We start from the raw sequence: 24,382 nt of genomic DNA, 5'->3' as shown, positions 1-24,382 counted from the left end.
CGAAAGGTGGGGCAACTGCCGGTTGCGGGCAACTGTCAACTGGCAAGCGGCAGTTATCGGCGTTCTATCTCACGCACCTAGTTGCAGAGAGAGCAGGAATGCCGGAATAAACCGAACTTCACGAAGAAAAATTCATTTTTAATCATGACGCCCCAGCAGATGCCGCAGCCCGCGGAAGATCATCAGCGAGAACCCGCTGCCGAGTCCGCCCGAGACGATGCCGATCAGGCTGCCGACTAGAATGCCTTGATAGGGGTCTTCGGCGATCAGCAGGCCGTAAACCGCGCCCATGGCGAGGAACGCGGCGACAATAATTCCCTGCAGAAGGTTATCTTTCCAGCGAAAATTCGGTCCGAAGAAGAGATCGGTAAAGAGGTTGTAGACGAACCTGAGCGTCGATCCTCGCGGCGATTGTTGTCGTGTTGGGTTCATCCAATCGGCCCGAAATCAGCGCCGGTTGGCCCGGCGGAGCAAGGAAATCTGTACGATCAACATTAGAAGAAAGTTAGGTTCGTTTTGGCAGTCAAACTGCCGCTCGCGGCGACGGATTCCGGCGATCTTAACCAAAAATTTGTATGTTCATCCACAGTCCCCTCGCGATGACGCTTGCTAGACTTCCAGCAACACCGCCGTTAGGGTGAGTCTCTTGGATTGCCTTCGATCGACGGTTCGTCCTCTTTTTCTAAATCCCATCAGGACCCTTTGACATGACTACAAACGACAAGCGCCACCTTGATCGCCGTGACTTCAACCGTCTTTCCGCCGCCGCGCTGGGCGGAATGTTGGGCGGCGCCGCGCTCGGTTGTGGCGAAACCAAGACCGACGTCGCCGCGTCTGGCGAGCAACCCGCTGGCGAAGATACGAAAGCAGACTGGCACCTCTGCCGCGGGTTGAATGAGTGCAAAGGAAAAGGGAAAGGAGGCGACAACGAGTGCGCCGGCGCCGGAGCCTGTGCGACGTTGGAACCCCATGCCTGCGGCGGCAAAAACGAATGCAAAGGGCAAGGAGGCTGCCACAACAAGGTCGGCACGAACGAGTGCAAAGGCGAAGGGGGCTGTGCGATTCCGTTGATGGAAGGCGCATGGGACGGCGCTCGCGAGAAGTTTGAGGCCCACATGAAAGAAGAAGGCAAAGAGGTCAAACCGGCCCCGGAACCGAAAGCGTAGTTCCCCGTTCTTCCCTGTTGAACATTTTCCGGCGCCGCAGATTGCTGCGCCGGTCTTCGCATCCCGAGAGAGAACGCCATGACCGCGGCGCGGCTCGGCCATCAAAACCTGGGGCTCGGCGTCGGCTTGCGCTCGGTCCACTTCGGCCACATTTTGCAGCATTGGCCGGCGGTCGATTGGTTCGAGATCATCTCAGAGAACTACATCGACACGCAGGGGCGCCCGCGCTATGTGCTGGATCAAATCGCCGAGCGTTACCCGCTCGTCATGCACGGCGTATCGCTTTCGATCGGCAGCACGGATCCGCTTGACTTTGAGTATCTCGCCAAGTTGAAACGTCTGGCCGGCGAGATCGACGCGCGGTGGATCTCGGACCATCTTTGTTGGACCGGCGTCGCCGGTCGCAATTCGCACGACCTGCTGCCGATTCCTTACAACGAAGAGTCGCTGGCGCATGTCGTCGCACGGATCAAAACGGTGCAGGAATTCCTCGAGCGTCCCTTGGTGCTGGAAGACCCTAGTTCGTACGTCACCTTCGCCGCGTCGACGATGACCGAATGGGAGTTTCTCTCAGCGATGGCCAACGAGGCCGATTGCGGACTGCTGTTGGACGTGAACAACGTCTATGTATCCGGCGTCAATCATGATTTTGATCCGGCCGAATATGTGCGCGGCGTGCCGCACGAGCGGATCGTGCAGTTTCATCTGGCCGGTCACACCAACATGGGCGACTACTGCATCGACACGCACGACGCCGCCGTGATTGACCCGGTTTGGCGGCTTTATCAACTTGCGCATGAGTTGACCGGCGGCGCGTCAACGCTATTAGAGTGGGACGCCAACATTCCTCCCTTCGATGTGATGCATGCCGAAGTGCTCAAGGCGCGCGGCCATATCACCGCGCAAGGGGGAGAGTCGCCCGAGCCGATCACCACGAAAAGCGCAGACGCTCCTGCGCCCCATCCGCTTCACTTTGTGACGCCGGAGATCGAATGAGCGACCCGCACCCGCTAATGACGCTGCAGCGCTGGATGCAAAGCGTGATCACCAACCCGCGCGGTATCTCGGCCGGAATTGATAACGCCGCGGCGCGCCAGTGGATTGATGTCGCGAGTGACGACGTCGAACAAGTAATCGGCCGCAGCCAAAAGCGCACGAGCATCGAACGCCTGCAGGTATACGGCAACGCCTACTTCGCCCGATTGGTCGAGTGCATGCGCGAGCAATTTCCGGCGCTGTGCGAAACGTTAGGTCAGGAACTGTTTGACGGATTCGCGCTCGACTATTTGGACAAGCGCCCATCGACCAGCTACACGTTGTCTCGTTTGGCCGATCGATTTGTCCCCCATCTGGAAACAACCCGACCGGCGGCCGAAAGCGCTGCGCCAGGCTGGGCCGACTTTCTGATCGATCTCGCTTCATTCGAATGGAGCGTGGCGCAAACGTTTGATGCCCCCGGTACCGAGCAATCGGGCGTCATCACGCCGGACGATCTGGCGCAAGTTTCGCCGGACGATTGGCCGCAGACGAGACTGATCGCGGCGCCTTGTCTTCGTTTGCATGCCTATCGCTTTCCGGTGAACGCCTACTTTAGCGACTTTCGAGCGGGCCGGCCGCTGAGCATTCCGCCAGCGGCGGCAACCTGGTTGGCCCTTTCTCGGCGCGAGTATATCGTGCGGCGCATCCCGCTCGATGAGAGTGAATTCTTGCTTCTGCAATCGCTCCTCGCCGGTCAGAGCGTCGGCGCAGCGATCGAAGCGGCGGCCGAACAATCGGCCGATTTCGATGCGTTTGCCCGCAATCTGCCCCACTGGTTTCAGCGATTCGCCGGGGAAGGTTTTTTCACCAAATTGGTTAAGCCGTAGAAGCAGAACAGGCCGTGACTGCCGATCGAGTGCTCATCCGTTGATTCGTGCGACCGGTTACGCAGCAATCGTTATGGGGCTAAAATAGGGGATTCTGATATTGCCCCACCGTGTATTTAGCGCAAAGAGGAGACGCGATGAAAGTCGCTTCCATCGAGACCGACAAAGGTACGATCAAAGTTCAGTTGCACGACGACAAGGCGCCGAAAACGGTCGCCAACTTCGAGAAGCTCGCCGCCGACGGGTTCTACGATGGGCTGAAATTCCATCGCGTGATCAACGACTTCATGGTCCAAACAGGTTGCCCCAACGGCACCGGCACCGGCGGTCCCGGCTACAAGTTTGAAGATGAATTTCATCCCGACTTGAAGCATGACGGTCCCGGCGTGTTGTCGATGGCCAACTCGGGCCCGAACACGAACGGCTCGCAGTTTTTCATCACCCATACGAAGACCGACTGGCTCGATGGCAAGCACGCCGTCTTCGGTAAAGTGACCGAAGGCCAAGACGTGGTCGACGCGATCAAGCAGGGTGACAAGATGATCAAGGTCACGGTTGAGGAAGCCCAATAAGGCTTGCTCCCGTCGTCAGAGTCGTTGCGCGATGCGCCAATTTCAGCTTGCCGCTGAAAGAAGTCATCGCGCTGCGGCGCTCGACTTCTAACGATACGGTTTCCACTCAGGAGCCGTCGCGGTGCGCGCGGCCGGAGTCGCCGCTTCTGGCGAATCGGCAGGCGGCGTCAGGTCGACGACCGACGGCACATTGATTCGCGGTGCGTGCGTCATCCGCGGCTGCAGGTCTTGCATCGCAGGCGTCCAGCGAGACGAGATTGTCGCCGGCAATTGAACGCGAATCTCTTTCTTCTGTTCCAGTTTACGTCCGTCCGGAGTTTCGTAACGGACAAACAAAACCAGCGTTTCGTGTTCGGGATACCCGGCGGTCCAAGGCAACTGCAAATGGATCCCCTTCCCCAACAGCGAGCGTTTCATCTTGGCTTGCGCATCGATAGAGTCAAAGTCCCATCGCGCGACATAGGCATCTTTTCCTTCGCGCGCCGGATCCAGCACGACGACCGACAGCTGGCCCGTTTCATCGACATATTGGCCGTTTCGATTGCGCGGTTCGATGACGACCATCACCCCTTCATCGCCGGGCTTCTTGTCAAAGTCATAGCCGCCGCTCAAGCGTGGATTGATTTGAATCGCCGTAACATGGCGATCGATGACCTCGGCCTCATCGGCGTCAAGCGCCATCCCCAGGTCGATGGTGGGAGCTTGAAGTGCGGGCGAGCGCGTCACCGGTCGTAGCCCGGTCGCCATCAGCAACTCCGGCGTGTCGGGCAAGTCGCTTCTCGATTGGAAGTCGTCGTTCAAATCAGGGAGACCGAGACGCTTGCGGAGCGTTTCATTTTCGCGCCGGATTGAATTGATCTGCGAATCTTTCTCTTCAACCACATCCTGCAACGAATAGACCTTGTCCTCGAGGTAGCGCAAATCGCGCTCCAGCAGGGCGACATTGGGATCGCTGCGACAGCCGGAAAGAACCAGCACGCAGACCATTCCAAGGAGCAGGGTTATCAGGCGAGGTCGAATCACTTGTTTACTGGTTCGCATGGAGAACAATTTGCCGGCAGTGCGCCGACGACCTGGAGGTAAATAAAGCAATTGAAAGCGGCTGTCAAACCCAACCCCGCCAACCGAACGCGGAAACTTGAGCGAAAGCCGGCGGCCGCGAGAAAAAACTTCCTGTGCTAGCAGTTTGGCTTGGTCTGGCGTCTTGGGGGGGATTTCGGTAGAAGTTCCAGCGCCTAGATCCCTTTTTATTGATAGCTACCTATCGCAGGACGCAAGTCATGGCGCTGAACCGAAAATCGCGCGAACAAGACTACGATGACGATTACGATCGTTCCCAGAAACCAAAGCGCAAAAGATCCCGCAAAAGTAGCGGCGGAAGCTGGCGCTGGTTGCTGCTAGTCATTGCGCTGGCCGGGCTCTATCTAGCGCCCAGCATCATCGCGATGACTCCGCTGTTAGGAATCGCCGTTTCTAGCGCCGCCGGTGGGATTAACGGCAAAGCGACCGTTGGCGGCGCTTCGCTCGGTTGGATGTCTCCGACCATCGTACGTGACGTCACGCTCGCCGATGTCGAGGGAAATGTTGTCGCAACGGTCGAAGAACTGAAGCTCAGCAAATCGTTCCTCAGTCTAATCTGGAGTCAAAACGATCTAGGCACGATCGAAATCATGCGGCCCAGCGCCGAACTTGTCGTTTCGCCGGGGAGCAGCAATCTGGAAGCGATCCTCTTTCCGCCGGCCGAGTATGAGACCTCGCACGATGTCGCCGTCGCCGACGCCGCGACCACATCCCTGATTCCAAAAATGGATCTGACGGTTCGTGAAGGATCGATTCGAATCCGCGAAACGACCTCCAGCGACACATGGTCGTTGGATGATTGCGCTGTCGATTTCGCTACCACGACGACTGCCGAAGGGGGCGTCGCGCAAAACTTCACGTTGCAGACGGCCGTGAAACAAGGAGAACAAACCGGGCGACTGCAAGCACAAGGAACCTTGGCCGGCGGCGAAGCGACGGTCGATGTGATCGCCGAAAGCGTGCCGCTTGGTTTAGCCCAAGCGCTGGCGACCCGGTTTGAAACCGAATTGCGCACGCAAGGCAAACTCGACGGCAAACTGCGACTGGCGCAATCGAGCGAGGGAAATTCGGTCTCCGGCGATATGCAAGCGATCATCGGCGGCGTGTTCTGGCCGGCGGTGCTGGGCCCCGAACAAGTCGGCGGCGGACAGATCGCATTTCGCGGCAAGATGCTGCATGGCGCGGGACGCCTGCGGGCCGAGCAGGTCGCCGTGATGACCGACTTTGGCGCCAACTTTGTCGCCGACGGCGACGTGCCGATCTCGCAACTGACCGACTTCACCGCGGCGCCGATCGCCGCCAGCAATCAGGCCTGGCGCTTAGGCGGAACCATCGACCTCGAAAAAATGGGCGCCCGCTTTCCGCAACTGATGCGACTGCGTGAAGACGCCGTGATTCAAACCGGACAAGCGGTCTTCAAGCTTGCGCACGATCCGCAGCAACCGGGACTGATTTCGGCGACCGGCAATGTCAGTGATGTCGGTGCGCTCGTGTCGGGTCAACAAGTGACCTGGCCCGATCCGCTCGCGGTCAACTTGACGCTGGTGCAAGGTCCGGCCGGGTTGCAACTGCAGCGGGCCGAAGCGACCGCTAGTTTTTTACAAGCGGATGGAACGGGAGACGCCAGCGGCGCCCAGATTCATGCGACCGTCGATCTGGCGAAATTATCGGCCGAATTGGCGCAGTTTGTGGACCTGGGCGTGGATCTTTCTGGCGTTGCCGACGGATTGGTGCAAATCAATCGGCAAAGCGCCAACAGCGCCAGTTTGGCCGGCTCGTTTCGCGGCGCCAACATGCGGGCCACTCGCGACGGCGTCGACATTTGGAATGACAACGCCGCCGAAATCAAATTCAATTCGACGATTCGCGATAACTCGGTGATTGAAGCGGGATCCTTAAGCTGGATCGCCGGCAACGATCTGCTGGTGCTCGAGCTGGCGGCGCCGATCATGATCGGCGGAGTCGAGCCGAAACAGCTGAAGTTGCAGCTCAACGGCTCGTTGGCTCACTGGCAAGGTCGCCTGGCGGGGCTCATGAATCTCGGCGACTGGCGACTCGATGGAACGACGGCCGCCGCGGCCAACGTCACTTTGACGCCGCAACAGATTGCGATCTCCGGCATTCGCGCTTCGCTTAGCAATCTAGCAATTAGCTCGCCGACGCTGAACTTCTATGAACCGAACGTCGAACTCGATGGCGACTTGGCGTATGGCTTGGAAGATGGTCGCATCTTGGCGCCCAACTTTACATTAGTGGGCACCACGATTTCGGCCCGCGGCAAGCAAGTGAACTACTTGCCGGCGACCGATACTCGCAAAGGTTCGGCCGTCGGCAGCATCGCCTATCGGCTTGATTTGAATCGGACGATGCAGTGGAAACGCTGGGCGTCGCAGCCGGCGTTTCGTCCGTCGGGAGAATTGGCCGGTAGTTTGAACTTTCAGCAAATCGCCGATGGCGTCACCGCCCGAATCGTCGGCGAGATCAAGAACTTCCAGTTGGGCGCTTTATCGCGGGCAGCGACCCCACAGATGCAGCAGGTAAGTACGCGGACCGATGTCACCGCAGGATCGCAGTACGACGTTGTCTGGCGCGAGCCGAGCGTCGCGTTTGAGTTGAACTGCGCCATCGACGCAACCGACACGGCGATCATCGAGAAAATGCAATTGAAGACGACTGCCGTCCAAGTCGCCGCGGCCGGGAACATTCAAGCTTGGTCAACTGCGCCGGTCGCCCACTTGCAAGGCGACGCCAACTACGACTGGGATCAACTCGCGCCGGTGATCGCGGCGTTTGCTGGACAAGAGGTCAAGTTGACCGGCAAGCAGCAATCGCCGTTCCAGATCTCAGGCCCTTTGACTACGCCAGATTCGCAGTCGACCGGCGCCTTCGCATGGCTTTCGCCGCAACTGTCGGCCGCCGGTTCGATTGGTTGGCGGCAAGCGATGTTGTACGGCGTGCCGATTGGCGCCGCCAACGTGAAAGCGAATCTTAACCAGGGCATTGTCTCGTTTGATCCCTTGCGATTTGACATCAGCGGCGGAAAGCTGAACGCCCAACCGCGGATGACGCTGCTCTCGAACCCGCCGCTGTTGCAACTACCGAAAAGCCGAATCGTCGATAATCTGGCGATCACGCCGCAGATGTGCCAAGGCTGGATGAAATTCGCCGCGCCGTTGTTGGCGGATTCGACCCGCGCAGAAGGACGCTTCTCGCTTGACGTACAGCAAGGCGATTTCCCTCTCTTCAACCCGATGGGTGGTGAAGCGTCCGGAACGTTGACCATCCATGGCGCCGAAGTCCGTCCTGGTCCATTGGCCTACCAATACGTCGTCATCGCCAAGCAGATTCAAGCGCTCGCCAAGAAGCAGATTCCCGGCGCTATCAATCCGAACGAGACGGTGCTGATGCGCATGCCGGAGCAGCAAGTGCCGATACAAATGACCGGCGGACGCGTCTATCACCAAAACCTGACGATGCAGATCGACTCAGTGCAAATCGTCAGCAAAGGCTCGGTCGGCGTCGACCATACGATTGAGATGATTGCGACGATCCCAGTACAAGAGTCATGGATTCAAAGCAATCCGACATTGGCCGGACTGCGCGGCAAAAACCTGGACGTGCCGATCGGCGGAACGCTGGAAAGCCCGAAGCTGGACGCCAGAGCGATCGAAAACATCGCCGGCCAGGCGATCGGCGGCGCCGCCCAAGGGCTGATCGAAAAGGGAATCAACAAAGGGCTGAACGAGTTGTTCAATCGATAATTCTAATGTCGAATGAATCATGAAGTCCAAATGACCGGACAACTGGAAAACAGTAAATCGGAGTGGACTGGACTCCGCGCATTTTTTCTGGGCGTACCTTCATCCGACACTTCGACCCCTGCCCCCCCTGTTGTGCGCCGGACAAACGGGCATTCGAAAAATGGAATTCCCGAGCGCCGCGTTTGTTCGGAACTTTGCCCAATCTACCCGGTTGCGAATATGGGCGAACCTCTGTTGCCGGACCAGACAACAGGAAATTGGAGTGGACTGGACCGCACGCATTTTTTTTTGAAGCCGGGATCCCCCCTCAGCATACCCGTGGACTGGACAATCGCAGAACACTTTTCTCTTCACCACCAAACCGGATAGCAGCCAAACGGACGTCGTCTATTCCATTAGCGTACAAGCATTCTGTTGCGCCCGTTATTCCAAATCCCGCGTTTCCGGCAGACCCCCAATCACTCTCCCTATCGAGGAAGCTGCCAGAGGTTGTAAATGCGGAATCGCTGCAATTGTTGTAAAAAAGTCGCAATAGATTGTAACGAAGTATCAAGGATGTTGAAAGGCATAAAGTGGCGTGCAATGGAGTTCACCATGTGCCGCTCTACGTCCTGAACCCACTAATGACTTCGTTGGATGTAAATCCCTGAAACAACCTAATCGGCGCTCCGGTACGTGAGCGAGTTTCGCGATTTCAGTCTCTCAAGATCCTTGCTGCTTGCGAAGTGAAAGCTGCAGGCGTCGGTTTATTCAACAGTCGTGTCGATAGCGGCGACATTTGCGATCGGTCGTCTGAGTAACAGCCCCGGTAGATTCGGTGGTTTAAGTCGAAGTATCCAATGGCCCAGAATGTGCTAGGTAAACTCCTTCTTGAAGAACAGGAAAGTCAAATCGTGGAGGCGACTCATCCGAGTGTGACTCCGTAGCATGAACGAGGACGGTCAGATCGTGATGCGTTTGGATAAATTTTCGGCGAATGTTTTTCTCATCATGGCTTGTGGTGCATTACTCGGTCATGTGGGCTGCGATGGAAGCAGTTCACCTTATCCTGTTCCTCAAGTGACAACCCCGTTGAATCGAGCGGGAACCTGCGAGGCCTGCGGGAGACGTATCGAAAACGTCGCCGAGAATCAATTGATTACTTACCACGGCAATGGCTTCATCGTGTGTGATGAGAAGTGCGCAGCGAAAGTGAGAGCTACGGCGGGACGGCGATAGTAGACGCATCGCGGCGCATATGTTTGACGATATCTAACGAGACTGTTGAGAAGGGCAAGCGAGAAATGCGAAAGAACTACGGATTTACGTTGGTCGAACTATTGGTGGTGATTGCGATCATCGGCGTTCTCATTGGGCTTTTGTTGCCGGCCGTGCAGCAAGCGCGGGAGGCGGCTCGGCGGATGTCATGCACGAATAACTTGAAGCAAATTGGCATCGCGCTGCATACTTATCACGACACCCATGGCGCATTTCCGCCTGCGCATTATGAATCGGGCACAGATGGCCCATCCTATCGCCATCAATTCGGCTTTCTTGTTTTTCTGCTCCCCTTTGTTGAGCAAAACAATATTTATCAATTGGTCGACTATTCCTTGATCGATCTCGACACGAATGCGAATGTGAATACCGCTTTCCAGGCTGCCGGCGGAATTGACGTCGCGAGCTATATTTGCCCTAGCGATCCGGTTGGTCGAAATTCGGACGAATGGGCGCCAACCAACTATTTAGGAAACCAAGGCATTACGTGCGAATGTCGCGAACGCGAATGCACCGGCTTGTTCGGGCACAATACGTTTTTTGGACTGCGAGATACAACGGACGGCACATCGAACACGATCGCAGTTGGTGAAACGCTCAAGGGTGATAACGATGCCGGCAGTCTCCGCGATAATTATATCTTTGAACGAAATGTGACTGACGCCAACGATATTGACGGTTGCCAAGCGACTGCGCCGATCAAATCGGATCGCGCCACACTATGGTTGGGCGGTCCGCCGGAGTTCAACATGTTCGCGACGATTCGTTCTCCTAATGACAAGCGTTTTGACTGCAAGGGTCCCAACAACGGCTGTAACGATTTCTCTGCTCGCAGCGCACATCCCGGCGGGGCCAATCTGACGTTTGCAGATGGTTCGGTCCGCTTCATCGCCGACACGACCGATTCGACAGCCTACCAGGCGATGGGCACAAGAGCCGCCGGGGATATTATCAGCAATTAAGTTCCCGTTGAATATGCTCGCTTAGTCCAATCGAACTTTCGTTCCCAGAGCGTTCAGCAAGTGAAAAACTCGGTAGTGATTACTGCGCGGATCGTGATCTGCATCGTTTCAGCGATAGCTTGGCAAATGTCATCCTCTGCGGCTTATGCTCAAGAGGGAGAGATGGAAGTAACTCAAAAGCGGTTAGCGTTCGTGGGCCTGCACGGAGGCGTCTTTGAGGCGATGCAACCGTTTGCGGCGCCGCTTGGACTGACGTGCGACTATGTCACCGACGAAGCGATCGCCGCTGAAGAAGTTGATTTTGGCGAGTATGACGTCATCTTCCTTCAGCATACGCGTGATGAAAACCGCGCTCAGTACCAGCGGTTGTTAAAAGCTGCCAAGGAGGTAAATCCACAACTTCGCGTCTTTTCGTTATCGGGAATTGCCGAGAAGGATCTTCCCGAACTCGCCAAGTCGGGAATGGTGGAGAGTGACCCCGATCTCAGTCGCTATTATGGATCGACTCCAGAGAATCTGCGGCGAATGCTGATCTATATCTCGACGACTTATCTCGGCAAATCCGGGGCGGTGATCGCACCGGAGGAAGCCGATACGATGGCCGGGCTTTATCATCCGGACCATGATGGAATGTTTTCCAATACCGGCGAGTATCTTCGTTGGGCTCGAGAAAGCGGACGCGACGTTGAAAACTTGCCGAGATTTATTGTTGCCGTTCATGGGACTCATCTGGCGTTCCAACAACCGGCCGTCGTCGCCGCGATCATTCGCGAGCTAGAGCTCCAAGGCGGAATTGCGGTTGCAATGGTGGACTTTGGGAAAGACTACGAACGGAATGTTCGCGAGTTTAAACCGAATGCGTTTATTCATACCTGCCATAGCCGCGAAGCGGTGGATTGGCGCAAGGAGATCGGAGTTCCCCACTTGCATTCGATCTTTATGCGCCAGCAACCGATTGCGGATTGGCAAGTTTCGCTGGAGGGCCTTTCTTCTAGCGAAATGGCGTTTCATATCGTTGGGCAAGAGGTCCTTGGCGCGATCGAACCTCAGGTCGCCGCTGGCACGGAGTACGGCGGCGGCGGTCATGAAGCGTTTTTACCCATCCCTGACCGAGTTCGTCATTTGGCGGCCAGAGCAATTGCCTGGGCGAAATTAGGGGTTCAGTCCGAGAAGGATAAGAAAGTCGCGATCATCTATTACGATCGGGAAATGGGGAAAGCGGAATTGATGCGCGGCAGCGCCACCGGCATGTTTATGAATGCGCCGCGGAGCATGGTCAGAATCTTACATCGATTGCGTGACGAGGGATATCGGCTAAACCGCGTTCCGGCGAATGAGGATGAGTTGATCGCTTTGATGCAAGATCGCGGTCGTCAAATCGGCATTTGGGCGCCCGGCGTTTTAGATCGTCTCGCTCGTAGTGGAAACGCCGTGCTGGTTCCGTTGGAGCAATATCAGACGTGGTTAGAAGAACGAGTGCCGGCGGATCTTCAACAACAGATCGTGGAGAAATGGGGGCCAGCGCCGGGCCGTTTTCTCGTTTGGGAGAATGGAGATCAAAAGTATATTGTGATTCCTCGGATCGATCTGGGAAATGTAATTCTCCTCCCGCAGCCGCTGCGCGGCGAAGCCCACGATACTTCGCTGATCCACGACGTTCGCGTTCCGCCGCCGCACAACTATCTAGCGACTTATTTTTGGCTCGAGAAAGAATTTGGCGCCGACGCAATGATCCATTTCGGTACGCATGGAACGGAGTTTTTGCTTCCCGGTAAGCCGACGGGCCTGTCGGGGCATGATTGGCCCGATATCGCAATGGGCGATACGCCGAACATTAATCCTTGGATTATCAACAATCTCGGGGAGTCTTCACCTGTAAGGCGTCGCGCGTATGCATTGCTAATTGATCATCTTGTCCCTCCGTCGGTCGCCGCCGAGTTGTCGGACGAGATGTTGAACTTGCATAACGACATCGACAAATGGATCACTCTCGAAGAAGGCGCCCTGAAAGAGAAATTTCGAGAAGCAGTGACTCGGCAATACTTGGCGCTTCACCTAGACCAGGATTTGCAGCAGAGTCCCGCAGATGGAAAACTGTTGGCGCCCGAACAAATTCAAAAGCTGCTTGCCTATTTGCATGAGATTCATACGGAAACGACGCCGATCAGTCTGCACGTCTTTGGAGAGCCCCCGACGAATGACTTGTTGATTCCCTGGCTGGCGACATGCTTGCGCAGTCGCTTTCTTGAAACCCTGGGCGAAGTGATCGAAGTTCCGCCGGGCGAAGCGCTGACCGATGGTGATCGAAAAAAGTACCTTCGCGCCAGAGGAGAAGAAATATTGAAGCTAATTGTCGAGCAAGATTTCTCTCCGCTCGACGCGACGCTCGCTGTTGGCGGCGGTGTTCCAAACGACGAATTAAGCGATGAATTGACGGAACAATTTGAGTTGGCGCTTCGTCTGCGTGACGGTTTTGCTCAGACGACGATGGAACTTGATCAACTCGTGAACGCGCTCGACGGAAAATATATTCCACCGGGACCTGGCGCTAGTCCTGATCGTAACTCGGCTGTCTTGCCAACCGGGCGAAATATGTACGTGATGAATCCGGAAGAAGTGCCGACTCGTCCCTCTTGGGAGTTGGGCAAGCAATTGATCGACGACTTCTTGCAGCAACAACGAGATCAGACGGGACGTTATCCCGAGAAGATTGGTTTCACGCTAAATTCTTTTGCGACGTTTCAAGACTATGGCGTCATGGAATCGCAAATCATGTACTTGATCGGCGTCCGTCCGGTCTGGGATGCGCAAAACTTAGTCGTCGATGTCGAATTGATCCCGGCTGCCGAACTGGGGCGCCCGCGGATTGACGTGTTTATCGCGAGTCAAAGCTATTATCGTGATATGTTGCCGACCCGGTTACGTTTGATCGACAAAGCGATTCGGATGGTCGCAGAGCTGAAAGAAGCAAGCAATTTTCTCCATGCAAACAGCCTGCGCGTGGCCGAGGAGTTGCAGGCGAAGGGAGAGACCCCTCAGCGAGCCGAGGTGCTCTCGAAGGCGCGCATTTTCGGATATCCGCAAGGACAAATGGGAAGCGCGGGCTACTACTATCTTGTTGAGCGCTCTGGCGAATGGGATAGCCGCGAAGAATTGATGGAAACCTATCTTTCACATGCACGGCATGTCTATACCGACGAGATGTGGGGCGAAACTGCTCCGGAGGTTTACAACCGACAGATCCAGGGGACCGAGATCGTCATGCGCAGTTGGTCCGATCGGACTCGGAGCCCGCTTTCCAACAAATATGTTTGGTATCACGGGGGTAGTTTGTGTCTAGCCGTCAAACACTTGACGGGTAAAGAGCCGCAGTTCATCTTGACCGATGTGCGTGATCCAGATCAGGCCCGCATGATTTCGGCGGAAGACGCGCTGCGGCGCGATTTCCGCGTTCGTCTCTTCAATCGCAAATGGATTGAAGGGATGATGAAAGAAGGTTATGCCGGCGCCGATCAAGTTTCGGTCCATGTCTCAAATGCAATGGGATGGACCATCATGCGTCCCGGCAGCGTCTCGGACGAGAATTGGGAGGAAATTGTCAACGTCTACATGCGTGACACCAAAAATTTAGCAATTCGCGAATGGTTTGAGGCGGAAAATCCATTCGCTTTTCAGGATATGACCGAAGTGCTGCTGGAAACCATTCGAAAAGGATATTGGAATCCAGACGACGCCACGAAACGAGAAATCGCGCAAGCTTACGCTGAGTCGGTTGCATTGCATGGCGAGGGAGGCGGCTTGCGTGGAGGCGGAAATCACAAGCTGGAAGATTTCGTGCGACTGTTGCTTCAGCCAGGCGCCTCGCAGCCAATGGCTGAGTTATTGGCCGCTTATGAAAGTCGCATCACCGAGTCGACGGTGATCGCTGAAGCCGATGACGCCGCTTCTTCTTCGATGGCTTCACCACGGCCAACCGAAGTCGCTCAGGCGGATAAGCCGTCCGAACAAGTGGAAGGGGCTAAGCTGGAGCCGCAAGCCGAAGAAGTTGTCGACACTCCCAATGACGCTCCTTTTCCTTGGTTAGCCGTTCTGACGCCGCTCGTCTGTCTGATTCTGTTAGGCGCGGGCTATATGATTCGCCGGGGGGCGCCGAGAGAGTAAATGGACGTAATCACAAGCATACTATATCTCGCATCGAGCGCCCTATTGTATCCGGTGATTATTGGATTGCTTGTGCTCGGAGGGACGGCGTTGTTAGAAATCGGGGGCCTGCTTCGCGAGCTGGGTGAGCGCCGAGCCAATGTCAGATCTTGGCGTAATTTCCAAAAGCTGCAAACAGAATCTCTCACGGAGGATCCAGCCTTAACAGGTAGGAATTTTCTCAGCTCCGGCGACTATACGGGACTGCTACGCATTTTCGCACGATGCATCGAAGCTTCAGCGGGAAGTTCTCTGACTTTGGAAAAAGGCCTCACTGATATCGAACTCGAAGCGGCGAGCCGAATCTCGCGGCTAAACTTGTTCGCCCGCATTTCACCTATGTTGGGATTGGCGGGCACGCTGATTCCGTTGGGCCCCGCGCTGCTGGGAATTTCGCACGGCGACCTCGAATCGCTGGCGCAAAATTTGGTCGTGGCGTTTAGTACGACGGTGTTGGGATTGTTCGCAGGCGGAGTTTTCTTCGCAATCGGCGCGATTCGTCGGCAAGTGTACGCCCAGGATATTGCAAACGCCGAGTTCGTATTTCAGTGCCTGACGCAAACGCGAGAAAGCGAACAGGATCCCGCCTATGTCTAAGAAATTGGGCGGTCGGCGAGTTGGCCGACATCGCAAGTTGTTGACCGGGGGCGAAGAAGATCCCCTGGATGGAGTCGCCAACTTGTTTGACGTGGCAATGGTCTTCGCCGTGGCGATGCTTTTAGCGGTTATCGCAAGGTTGCCGTTTGCAGCGTCGACCAGCGGCGCCAACAGTGCTAGCCAGACCAGCAATTCGAAGATGGATTCGATTGAAAATCAGGATGCGAAGCTAGAGCGTTTTGAAATTTCGGATCAGATGCTCGGCGGAGAAGGAGAACGGCTTGGCGCGGCCTACCGGCTCCCTTCGGGCGAAGTTATCTGTGTGCCGGATCGCTAGATTCTTTGAGGTCCCTTTCGGACCCACCCGAATACTGGGCGGTTCACAGTCGACTAGCTGCCCGGCAACCAGAGCGAGCCGCGGCTCTCTTGCTGGGCCGTTTGTCCCACGCGGCGAGCTTTGATCCGCACGTACGGAGCAACATAGCGACAGCGGTCGGCGAAGGAATCGGCTTCGGCTTCTTCTTTGGCGTGCAGCGGTTCGATCAGGTCTTCGATCACGAACCCGGTGCGGCACAAGAGACCGATCAGATCTTCCCAGCGATGCAGGTACTCGAGCGTCCCTTCTTCGCGATGGCGACTGCCGGCGACCGGCGGGAGCGGGCCGCGGCGATAGTAGGGCTCGATCAATTCATAGCCGCCGGGGCTGCGGCGAATGTCGGTTTGCAGACTGGTCGGCGTTTTGTGTTGGCTGATGTAGAGCCCGCCGTTACCTAGCAGCCGCGCTATTTCGGCATAAACCGGACGGAGGTCGGGGACGTAGCAAGTGCTGACCGGATGGATGATCACGTCGAAGTCGGCCGTGCCGAGCATCGAGAGGTCGTCCATCGACGCTTCGACGGTCGTTAGCGCCAATCGCCGCTCGGCGGCGACCTGACGATCGAGCTCGAGCTGAGCGGGGCTGATGTCGACCACCGTTACTACGGCGCCTGCGGCGGCGTACAGCGGACCTTGTCGACCACCGCCGGCGCCCAGACACAGGATGCGCTGACCGACGACGCTGCCGCCGAGCCAACCCCAGCGATCGACCAGCGCTAGCGGATCGCGAAAGTCTTCATCATTCGCGGGTCGCGCAAAGCGATCGCGCTGTTTTACTTTGCGATCCCAAGCGGCTCGATTGTGGTCGAGCGCACTGGAAGACGAGTCATGGGGCGCTTCGTCATTCGACAAAGGGGATTTCCTTGCGTTACCAACGAAAGTCGCACTGACGGCAGCGGACTTCGATTTGCAGAATGTCGAGACCACGCGGGCGATCAGCGCCGCAGCGTGGACAGATGAAACCAAAATAAGCCCGCGCGGCCGATCGGCCAAGCTCCCAATAGAGCAAAGCGCAGAGCAGCGTGTTAACCCCGGCATAGGCGGCGGGCCAAATGTGACCCATCGCCAGAGAGCCTAAAAAGAAGAGTGCCGACGAGACGGTGGCGAAGGCCAGGTAGTAACGAGCCGACGCCCAGACGGCGCGGCCGCCAAACCACAGTCCCACCGCCAAAATCAGCGGCAGATAAGGAAAGAGCATGACGACCTGGGTGCGATCGTGCGCGTTGACGGCCAGGGCGACGGCGACGCAGAGCTGAAAGAGCGTGAGCAGCGCAGAGAAGAGATAAACGAGTGCGACCGACGGCGGAGTCGCTGGGTCGGCTTCGGATGAGCCGCTGTCATCCGGCGAGCGGAATGGATTGGGGGACTCGCCGATCGACATACGCACATTCCATAAAAAAAGCCGACGTCGCCAGAAGCGGCCGTCGGCTTATCGATTGTTATTTCGCGCTAAGCGGGAAAGCTTAGTCGAGGAAACCGACCAGCTCTTGGCTGCGGCTTGGTTGCTGCAGTTTACGAACCGCTTTCGCTTCGATCTGGCGGATACGTTCGCGGGTCACTTTGAAAATGTGTCCCACTTCTTCCAGCGTATAGCTGTAACCATCGCCGAGACCGTAACGGAGCTTGATGATCTCCCGTTCACGATAGCTGAGGGTCTTCAGCACGCGGCTGATGCGCGTCCGCAGCATCTCTTGAGCGGCGCCGATCGCCGGGCTTTCGGCTTCGCCATCGGGCAGCAAATCGCCAAACTGGCTATCTTCGCTGTTGCCGACCGGACGATCCAACGAGATCGGATAGCGGCTCATGGCCAACACGCGACGCGCCTCTTCGACGGTCGTGCCGGCGCGACGGGCCGTTTCTTCCAAAGTAGGTTCGCGTCCCTTTTCCTGCAGCAGTTGGCGAGCGACGTTGCGAACGCGCGACATCGTTTCGACCATGTGGACAGGAATCCGAATCGTGCGGCTTTGGTCGGCCACGGCGCGAGTGATCGCCTGACGAATCCACCAAGTCGCGTACGTGCAGAACTTGAAACCGCGACGGTATTCAAACTTGTCGACGGCTCGCATCAGACCGGCGTTGCCTTCTTGGATCAGGTCCAGGAAGCTGAGGCCGCGGTTGCGATACTTCTTGGCGATCGAGACGACCAGGCGCAGGTTGCCTTCCGACAGCTCGCGTTTGGCTTGCTGGTATTCGGAGTAGATCACCTTCAATTGGTTGACGCGACGACGCAGGCTGGTCGGCGTTTCCTGGGTAGCGACCAGGATGTTGCGATACTCGGCGATCCAGTCGGCTCGTTCCGACTCGTGCCCTTTCGCCTTCTTGTGCTCGTCGATGCGAACCTTCAGCTCATCAATCCGCTTCGAGAAGTCTTCGAGCGTACCGATCTTCGATTCGATGCGTTGCGTACGCAAACCGAGTTCTTCGACCAGCTTGACCGAGCGACGACGACGACGACCGAGACGAACCCAAGCTTCGGCGCGTTGGCTTTCGCTCCGCGATTTGCTGGTGGCGATCCGGTAATCGCGATAGTTGCGTTTCAGCAGCGTATCGAGCGTTTTCAGATTGTGGGGCAAACGGCCGAGGATCTGCTCTTTCTCCAAGCGATCGGTCACCGAGACCTGCACGGTGCGATCGAACGGCAGTTCGCCATCCTGAACGCGACGCAAGACTTTGATCGCGTCTTGAATGACGTAATCGCATTCCAGCAGCATGCCGCGGAACTTGGCGCGAGTCAGCTCGATCTTGCGAGCCAGAAAGATTTCTTCCTGACGGGTCAACAGCGGAATTTCGCCCATCTGCGTCAGGTACATGCGAACCGGGTCATCCGACCAAGTCTCGCCGTCATCGCCGAGAAATTCGTCGGACGAATCATCGACGCTGTTGTCATTGTCAGAATCGACATCGACCAAAGGGGTGTCGTCGCTATCCCCATCTAACACTTCGACCGAAGCGTCAAAATCTCGGGGGCTGCGAACGCGTGCGTCATCGTCTTCAAAATCATCAATCAGGGCGTCGTACAACATTGCACTCCTTCACTCGCCAAAACGTGAGTTGGGATTTTCTTAGTCGAGGAAGCGTCCAAAAAGCATCAATCGTCATTCCACCCAATTTGATCGCTTCCGACGCCGAGGTAACGCGACAAGGCGTTGCGTGCGGATGTTGCGATCCACCTACTGATGAGGCGGCGAAAAGGATCAATTTATCTCAGTGCTTCTCTCGTTGAGTTTCGCGGCGGCTTGGCATCAAACCAAGCAAGTCTACCACCGAACTAGTAACGCATCGCCGTCCGTGGACATTTGGTAAGAGATTAGACATAAACGCGTTACGACCTCGATCCATTTGCCGTAACCACGCCGCTTCCCCAAGACGCCGTATTTTTCCTACGTGCTACGTCCGCCAACTCTTGAGTCTTGCGACGGCATCCTGCCGATCCAATTTGACATGAGAACTTGAACTGCTTGTTCAACTTCGCAAATGCCCAATCAGACTTTGCCTAATCATCCCAAACTTGCCATTCATTGGTTTTGTTCAAAAACCCGCTTGAACGACAAGCTTGTTCCGCTGTTTTCTGCTTCACTGACATCCCCAATACGCAACGCGGATACTAAGGAATCGGTTATGCCGTCTATTCTAATCAAACGTATTGTTCGGTTTCCATGAGTTTTCCTTGCGTCGAACGCGCATTGTCCACCTAATTATGGGGTGATTGACAACGAAAGACAATTCTGCTGCCAATTTGGACCGAATGCGACGACTTAGGAAGACGCAATAAACTGCAGTGAACCGAAAGCGAATCAGCAATTCCCTCCGCTTACCTATTTAACGACCCTTGGTATTCCATCTTCGGATTTGAGCGTCTTCCTCAATCCATCGCCGCAGCGGTAAGATGTCGCTAAGGGAGCGAAATGGGAACTGGTTTGCGCTGGCCTACTTCTTCTGTTCAATTTCGCAGTCTCTAAATTTTAACTAGGGGGACCGCTCGGTCTAGAGTTTAGTTTGGAATTCCTGTTGCGGCAGGTCGCGAATTTTACTTCCGCGAAAATTACCCAGGTTTCCTAGGCGTAGCGGATTCTCATCCAGGCGACAATCGGCAACATTACGGTTGATATTTCGCGCCATCTGCCCCGTTACGTCCCGCTAGTTGTTTGCCGCAATCGAGCTCGATAGCATAAACGCCCCCTTCTTTTTTTCTCGACATTCGGGAGTTGCTACGGATGAACTCGCTCAATCTTGCTGGAAAAGCGGCTCTTGTTACGGGAGCCAGTATCGGAATCGGCCGCGCCGCCGCGATCGCACTCGCCAAACGCGGCGCCCGCATCGCCGTCAATTATCGCTCTCAGCCAGAAAAAGCGGCCGAAGTCGTCGAGACAATTGAGCAACTCGGCGGCCAGGCGATCGCCATCCAGGGGGATGTTTCGGATCTCGAATCGGTGCAGCAGATGGTGGAACAGACCGTCGCGCGGTTCGGCAGTCTCGATGTGGCCGTCAGCAACGCCGCCTATAGCGATCGGCAGCGGTATTTCGAGGCCGACCTCGACGGGTTTCGCCGGACGATCGATGTCACCATGTGGGGCGCTTTTCATCTGCTGCATGCGGCGACTGAGCAAATGCTTAAGCAGGGAAACGGGGGAGCGATCACCTTTGTCAGCTCGCCCCACGCATTCATTCCAGCTCCCCGAGCGATGGCTTATAACATGTCCAAAGCGGCGGTCGATCACATGGCCAAAACAGCTGCGATCGAAGTCGCCGAGTTCGGCATTCGGGTGAACATTTGTCAGCCCGGTTGGACCGATACTCCCGGCGAGCGAAAATTTGCGTCGGAAGAGACGTTAGAAACCGGCGGCTCCAAAATTCCGCTCGGCAGACTGGGTACGCCGGAAGAGATGGGTGAAGCGATCGCCTATCTGTGCGATCCGGCCAATAGTTACATGACCGGGGCCACATTGTTGATCGACGGCGGGATCAGTCTCCCCTGGTGGGGAAATCGCGGTTCTGCGGCGCCGGGGTAAAGAATCAGCGAAAAACGGGAATCCCGCCGTTTGAGCGACGCACGGCCGTAGTTTTCGATTTAAGATAGTAGTTTGCACGCATCGCCTTTGATTCCATCTAATCGCTAGCCTGTCCGTATCTATGCTGAAATATCTGCTTACGACCGATGAAGGTGAGCAAGTTGTCGTCAACTCGACCCAAGCCGGGGAACTGATTCAAACCCCGAGCGGCCGGACGGTCGAAGTACCGCCGCTCCGCGAACTACGGTCGTTACCACTGTACGAAGCCGATTCGAGGAGCCGTCCTTTGGCCGGCGCCGGCGAATGGAACCGCGCCGCAGGACTCCTCTTCGCCGTCGGGTTTGTCGTGATGCTGTTAGGTTTTGGCATGGGCGGCTACATCATGATGAGATTGCCGGAAGCGGCCATCGTCGAGCCGTTTCCCGAGGAACAGGTCGCGTCCGAATTTCAGAAGTTGCCGGCGGAACAGTTGGTCCAGATGTGGGGAGAATTCTCCGAGCAGGGCTACCTTGAAAAGATCCGCGACTTCCGCACGCGCAATGAAGTGATCAATCTCATTCGCAGCAATCGAATCAACTTTGCGCTGGCCTGCTTTGGCGTTGGCTTGGTCGGTATGGCCATCGTCGCCGGCGCCGCCGTGTTGGGCGGCAAACGTAAGCGCGGATAACGGTTACTTCTCGAACAGACGTCGCCATTCGACGTCGGGCAGCGGACGCCAGCGACCGACGACTTTCGTCCGTTCTTGCGCTCGACGCGGTTGCAGTGAGGCCAGATCCAACGTCAGGCGGATCTCGTTCCACCAACCGCCGCCGCGCAGTACATACGCATCCTGCGATTCTCCCAAGCGCCAGTTCCTCCACTGATCCAGTCCGGGATAAACGTCCAAGATGCGGGCCATGGTCGGATCGTCTTTGCTGATCGATCGCAAGTTGCGACAAACGCGGCAGACGCCGCCGCGCAGCGCACGCGGCGAAACTTGTTGTCCGCAACTGGTGCAGCTTTGCAACTCGGTCGTCAGCAATCGATCGCCGCTGGCCGGACAAGTCGCGAATTGATCGTTGCAGCCCCGTTTTCCGCTGACGACCGAAGTTTCGAGTTCGGACTCGAGCACGCGCCGCCCGGTCAGTTCGCAAGTTGCGATTGACTCGACCGGAGCGATCACCCCGTTGTCGGTGGCGGCCAGATGATAGCCGATACGCTCGGTCGCATCGCAATGGAACCGAGGAGGCGAAATGTCTCCCGAGACGTAGTGCCGCGCCCAGCCCTCAAACGGCAAGCTGGTCGTTGCATCTCCGATGAAGATGTCGATCTTGCCGATTGCGTATTTGCACCAGACGATCGACGCCAGTTTCCGATCGCCCCCCTGCGCCTCTTGGACGCGATCGTGCGATTGCTCGAGCAAGATCTGCACGCTTGCCCGAGCGTCACGCGTGTAAGCCAAGTGCGGCGTCAAATGTTTCAGCCCGAAAGCGACCACTTCGTGGTTGCTTAGCTCCTCTCCGGTGCGCCAAAAAAATTGGTGTCTCACCGGCGACCCATCGGCAGGAATCGTCGTGATGCGCAGGAGTGGGCGTTCTTCGAGACGACAGCCGCCCAATTGACACTTTCCCTCTTCGATCACGTACGGAGCGAATAGCGCTTCGGCCAAGGCGGGAACGCCAGCGGGTTCGTCGCAGGGGGCCGATTGCGGGGCCGGTTCTAACAGTTCGAGTCGGCGGAGAATGTCTTGCCAGAGCGAACCGGCGGGACTGATGACAACCGCGCCATGATCGGCTTCTTCTCCCGGCAAGCCGATCCGAAAACGAAACTCGGCCGGCGGCCATTCGGCCTGGGGATTGGTCGCGCTGGCCAAAAAGAATCCATCCCCCTGATCGACGACGACAACGCCTAATTGAGCAAGCGACCAAGCGACGAAGGTCGCGAAGTCCTCTTGGATCGCGGCGGAGTCGTTCATAGCGGGAGCAAGTCAGGGGCAAATCAAAAGTGGGAAATATCACTTCTTTCATCGGTTGCTCGCTGCAGCAAACGTGTGGCGAACTGCCAGCGAGCCGCGGCCCGTTCAAATCGAACTTGCGTGATCGGCATAGTCGTTAAAACCCGGGGCATCGCTGGGGCGCCCGCCGCTTGCCAGCGGTAGAAATTCGCATTCCTGCCGAAGAGTTGGGTTGCGAGTGACAGCTAGTTGGCGCCCCCGAGGGCTACATTGGGGGGCATGAGCAAAAAACACCCCGAACAGTACATCTTTCTCATCACGATCAGCGACTCGCCCCAGCCGCTCGATTTACCGCCGCCAGAGTCACAGTCGAGCCGATCAGACGGCCCGCTGGACGCTGACTCCGCTCAGTCGCCGGACAAGCCGCCGCATCTCGAGGACGCAGATCGTGGATAGGACATTTTGGATCGGCAGACCGCTGCGACTGACCACCGAGTCCATATCGGTCGGCTGACCGTCGGCCAGCGCTTGCATGATCGCGGTCTCCATTTCGTTCAGTTGCAGCTCGATCGGAGCATGAATCGTTTTGCCATCTTCGGTTTTCGCCGGTCGCGTCAGGGGGCCCAGCTCTTCTAGCACGTCATCGATCGATTCCACGAGCTTGGCGCCATCTTTGAGCAACCGATGGCAACCGCGAGCATTCGCGTTGTCGATGCGCCCCGGGATGGCGAAGACCTCGCGCCCTTGCTCCATGGCGCAGCGGGCCGAGATAAGTGCGCCGCTGCGCGTCGCCGCTTCGACCACGATCACGCCGAGACTCATGCCGGTGATCAAACGATTGCGCTGCGGAAAGGCGCCGCTCAGCGGTTTGGCCAGCGGCGGCGATTCGCTCAGCAGCGCGCCTTGCTCGGCGACTTCGTCCGCCAAGGTTTCATGTTCCGGTGGGTAGATGCTCCGTAGACCGCTGGCGAGAAACGCGATCGTGCGCCCGCCGGCGCGCAGCGCTCCGCGGTGGGCGGCGGCGTCAATGCCGCGCGCGAGTCCGCTGACCACGGTAAAGCCGGCTTTCGCCAACTCGTAGCCAAACCGCTCGGCTTGCGCCAGACCATAGCTTGATGCGTGTCGCGTTCCGACGATCGCGACCGACATCGCATCCGCCGGAGAAATGTCGCCGCGCAAAAACAAGATGCTCGGCGGGTCGGGGATCTCGGTCAGCAAGTGAGGATAGCGAGCGTCCTCTAGCGCCATGATGTCGACGTCAAAATCGACGCATAGCGAGATCTCGCGATCGATGTCGATCTCGCCGGCCGTGGTGATTTTTTGGCTGAGCTTGGGCCCGACGCCGGAGACCCGTTCTAGTTCGCTGCGCGTCGCGGCGAGCACCCCTGCATGCGTGCCGAATCGCTCCAGCAGCACCTGAGAAGTGCGCGGCCCCACGCCCGAGACGAGCGCCAGCCGCAACTTGGCGCGAAATGCGGGATCTTCAAACTGGTCTGGGAGAAGACTCATCGGCGCGACTTGCTCCGTCCGGTTGGGGGATTTTCGACGGCCATTGTAGCGGGGGCGGCCCAGCGACGCCAGAATTTCGGCGTGACAGGGCAAAAC

Annotated in this window: 19 protein-coding genes; 12 read left to right on the top strand and 7 right to left on the bottom strand. The window is 57.0% G+C overall.

Going from position 1 to position 24,382, the window contains the following annotated elements; genetic code table 11:
• Positions 1–138: 138 nt before the first annotated feature.
• Positions 139–432 (bottom strand): hypothetical protein, encoded by a 294-nt coding sequence (locus DSM3645_RS01225; RefSeq protein ID WP_002650151.1) that lies wholly within the window; start codon positions 430–432, stop codon positions 139–141.
• A 275-nt stretch (positions 433–707) separates the two neighbouring features.
• Between DSM3645_RS01225 and DSM3645_RS01220 the strand changes: the two genes are divergently transcribed.
• The 4 genes from DSM3645_RS01220 (at position 708) to DSM3645_RS01205 (ending at position 3,603) form a co-directional block, all read left to right on the top strand.
• The gene (locus DSM3645_RS01220) at positions 708–1,166 is read left to right on the top strand and encodes a hypothetical protein (RefSeq protein ID WP_002650150.1); all 459 of its coding nucleotides are present in this window, start codon (positions 708–710) and stop codon (positions 1,164–1,166) included.
• A 78-nt stretch (positions 1,167–1,244) separates the two neighbouring features.
• A complete protein-coding gene (gene bufB / locus DSM3645_RS01215; RefSeq protein WP_002650149.1) occupies positions 1,245–2,162 on the top strand; it encodes an MNIO family bufferin maturase in 918 nt (305 codons plus the stop codon).
• The gene (locus tag DSM3645_RS01210; protein WP_002650148.1) at positions 2,159–3,031 is read left to right on the top strand and encodes an HvfC/BufC N-terminal domain-containing protein; all 873 of its coding nucleotides are present in this window, start codon (positions 2,159–2,161) and stop codon (positions 3,029–3,031) included. Before bufB ends, DSM3645_RS01210 begins: the two co-directional genes overlap by 4 nt.
• A gap of 137 nt (positions 3,032–3,168) precedes the next feature.
• Positions 3,169–3,603, top strand: coding sequence for a peptidylprolyl isomerase (locus DSM3645_RS01205; RefSeq protein ID WP_002650147.1), 435 nt, complete (start codon positions 3,169–3,171; stop codon positions 3,601–3,603).
• Positions 3,604–3,690: 87 nt separating this feature from the next.
• Here the strand turns inward: DSM3645_RS01205 and DSM3645_RS01200 are convergent, their stop codons facing one another.
• Positions 3,691–4,581 carry a hypothetical protein gene (locus DSM3645_RS01200; RefSeq protein WP_131282087.1) on the bottom strand — a complete coding sequence of 297 codons (891 nt, stop codon included), beginning with the start codon at positions 4,579–4,581 and terminating at the stop codon, positions 3,691–3,693.
• 302 nt (positions 4,582–4,883) lie between these two features.
• Between DSM3645_RS01200 and DSM3645_RS01195 the strand changes: the two genes are divergently transcribed.
• The 6 genes from DSM3645_RS01195 (at position 4,884) to DSM3645_RS01175 (ending at position 15,797) form a co-directional block, all read left to right on the top strand.
• The gene (locus DSM3645_RS01195) at positions 4,884–8,444 is read left to right on the top strand and encodes a hypothetical protein (RefSeq protein ID WP_002650145.1); all 3,561 of its coding nucleotides are present in this window, start codon (positions 4,884–4,886) and stop codon (positions 8,442–8,444) included.
• A gap of 927 nt (positions 8,445–9,371) precedes the next feature.
• Entirely contained in the window at positions 9,372–9,662 is a 291-nt protein-coding gene (locus DSM3645_RS30125; RefSeq protein ID WP_131282084.1) for a hypothetical protein, read from the top strand.
• Positions 9,663–9,727: 65 nt separating this feature from the next.
• Positions 9,728–10,663, top strand: a complete 936-nt coding sequence (locus DSM3645_RS01190; protein ID WP_002650144.1) for a DUF1559 domain-containing protein — start codon at positions 9,728–9,730, stop codon at positions 10,661–10,663.
• A gap of 162 nt (positions 10,664–10,825) precedes the next feature.
• On the top strand, positions 10,826–14,824 hold the full coding sequence (locus DSM3645_RS01185; protein ID WP_002650143.1) for a cobaltochelatase subunit CobN: 3,999 nt from the start codon (positions 10,826–10,828) through the stop codon (positions 14,822–14,824).
• A 297-nt stretch (positions 14,825–15,121) separates the two neighbouring features.
• The gene (locus DSM3645_RS30580; RefSeq protein ID WP_002650142.1) at positions 15,122–15,460 is read left to right on the top strand and encodes a MotA/TolQ/ExbB proton channel family protein; all 339 of its coding nucleotides are present in this window, start codon (positions 15,122–15,124) and stop codon (positions 15,458–15,460) included.
• Complete coding sequence (locus tag DSM3645_RS01175) at positions 15,453–15,797, top strand: DUF2149 domain-containing protein (protein ID WP_002650141.1); 345 nt, start codon at positions 15,453–15,455, stop codon at positions 15,795–15,797. Before DSM3645_RS30580 ends, DSM3645_RS01175 begins: the two co-directional genes overlap by 8 nt.
• Before the next feature lie 53 nt (positions 15,798–15,850).
• Here the strand turns inward: DSM3645_RS01175 and DSM3645_RS01170 are convergent, their stop codons facing one another.
• The 3 genes from DSM3645_RS01170 to DSM3645_RS01160 all read right to left on the bottom strand — a co-directional run bounded on the left by DSM3645_RS01170 (position 15,851) and on the right by DSM3645_RS01160 (position 18,858).
• Complete coding sequence (locus DSM3645_RS01170; protein WP_002650140.1) at positions 15,851–16,687, bottom strand: class I SAM-dependent methyltransferase; 837 nt, start codon at positions 16,685–16,687, stop codon at positions 15,851–15,853.
• A 16-nt stretch (positions 16,688–16,703) separates the two neighbouring features.
• A complete protein-coding gene (locus DSM3645_RS31090) occupies positions 16,704–17,216 on the bottom strand; it encodes a hypothetical protein (RefSeq protein ID WP_002650139.1) in 513 nt (170 codons plus the stop codon).
• Positions 17,217–17,298: 82 nt separating this feature from the next.
• On the bottom strand, positions 17,299–18,858 hold the full coding sequence (locus DSM3645_RS01160) for a sigma-70 family RNA polymerase sigma factor (RefSeq protein WP_002650138.1): 1,560 nt from the start codon (positions 18,856–18,858) through the stop codon (positions 17,299–17,301).
• A gap of 1,191 nt (positions 18,859–20,049) precedes the next feature.
• On the opposite strand from DSM3645_RS01160, the gene DSM3645_RS01155 reads away from it, so the two are divergent.
• Positions 20,050–20,844, top strand: a complete 795-nt coding sequence (locus tag DSM3645_RS01155; RefSeq protein WP_002650137.1) for an SDR family NAD(P)-dependent oxidoreductase — start codon at positions 20,050–20,052, stop codon at positions 20,842–20,844.
• 121 nt (positions 20,845–20,965) lie between these two features.
• A complete protein-coding gene (locus tag DSM3645_RS01150; protein WP_002650136.1) occupies positions 20,966–21,511 on the top strand; it encodes a hypothetical protein in 546 nt (181 codons plus the stop codon).
• Positions 21,512–21,514: 3 nt separating this feature from the next.
• Here DSM3645_RS01150 and DSM3645_RS01145 read toward each other — a convergent pair whose 3' ends face one another.
• A complete protein-coding gene (locus DSM3645_RS01145) occupies positions 21,515–22,798 on the bottom strand; it encodes a hypothetical protein (protein ID WP_002650135.1) in 1,284 nt (427 codons plus the stop codon).
• Between the two features lie 357 nt (positions 22,799–23,155).
• The gene (gene dprA / locus DSM3645_RS01140; protein ID WP_116344350.1) at positions 23,156–24,286 is read right to left on the bottom strand and encodes a DNA-processing protein DprA; all 1,131 of its coding nucleotides are present in this window, start codon (positions 24,284–24,286) and stop codon (positions 23,156–23,158) included.
• Between the last annotated feature and the right edge of the window lie 96 nt (positions 24,287–24,382).

The sequence above is a fragment of the Blastopirellula marina DSM 3645 genome (assembly GCF_000153105.1).
In the GTDB taxonomy this organism is placed as follows: Bacteria; Planctomycetota; Planctomycetia; order Pirellulales; family Pirellulaceae; genus Blastopirellula; species Blastopirellula marina.
This window is presented reverse-complemented; position numbering and strand designations above follow the sequence as displayed.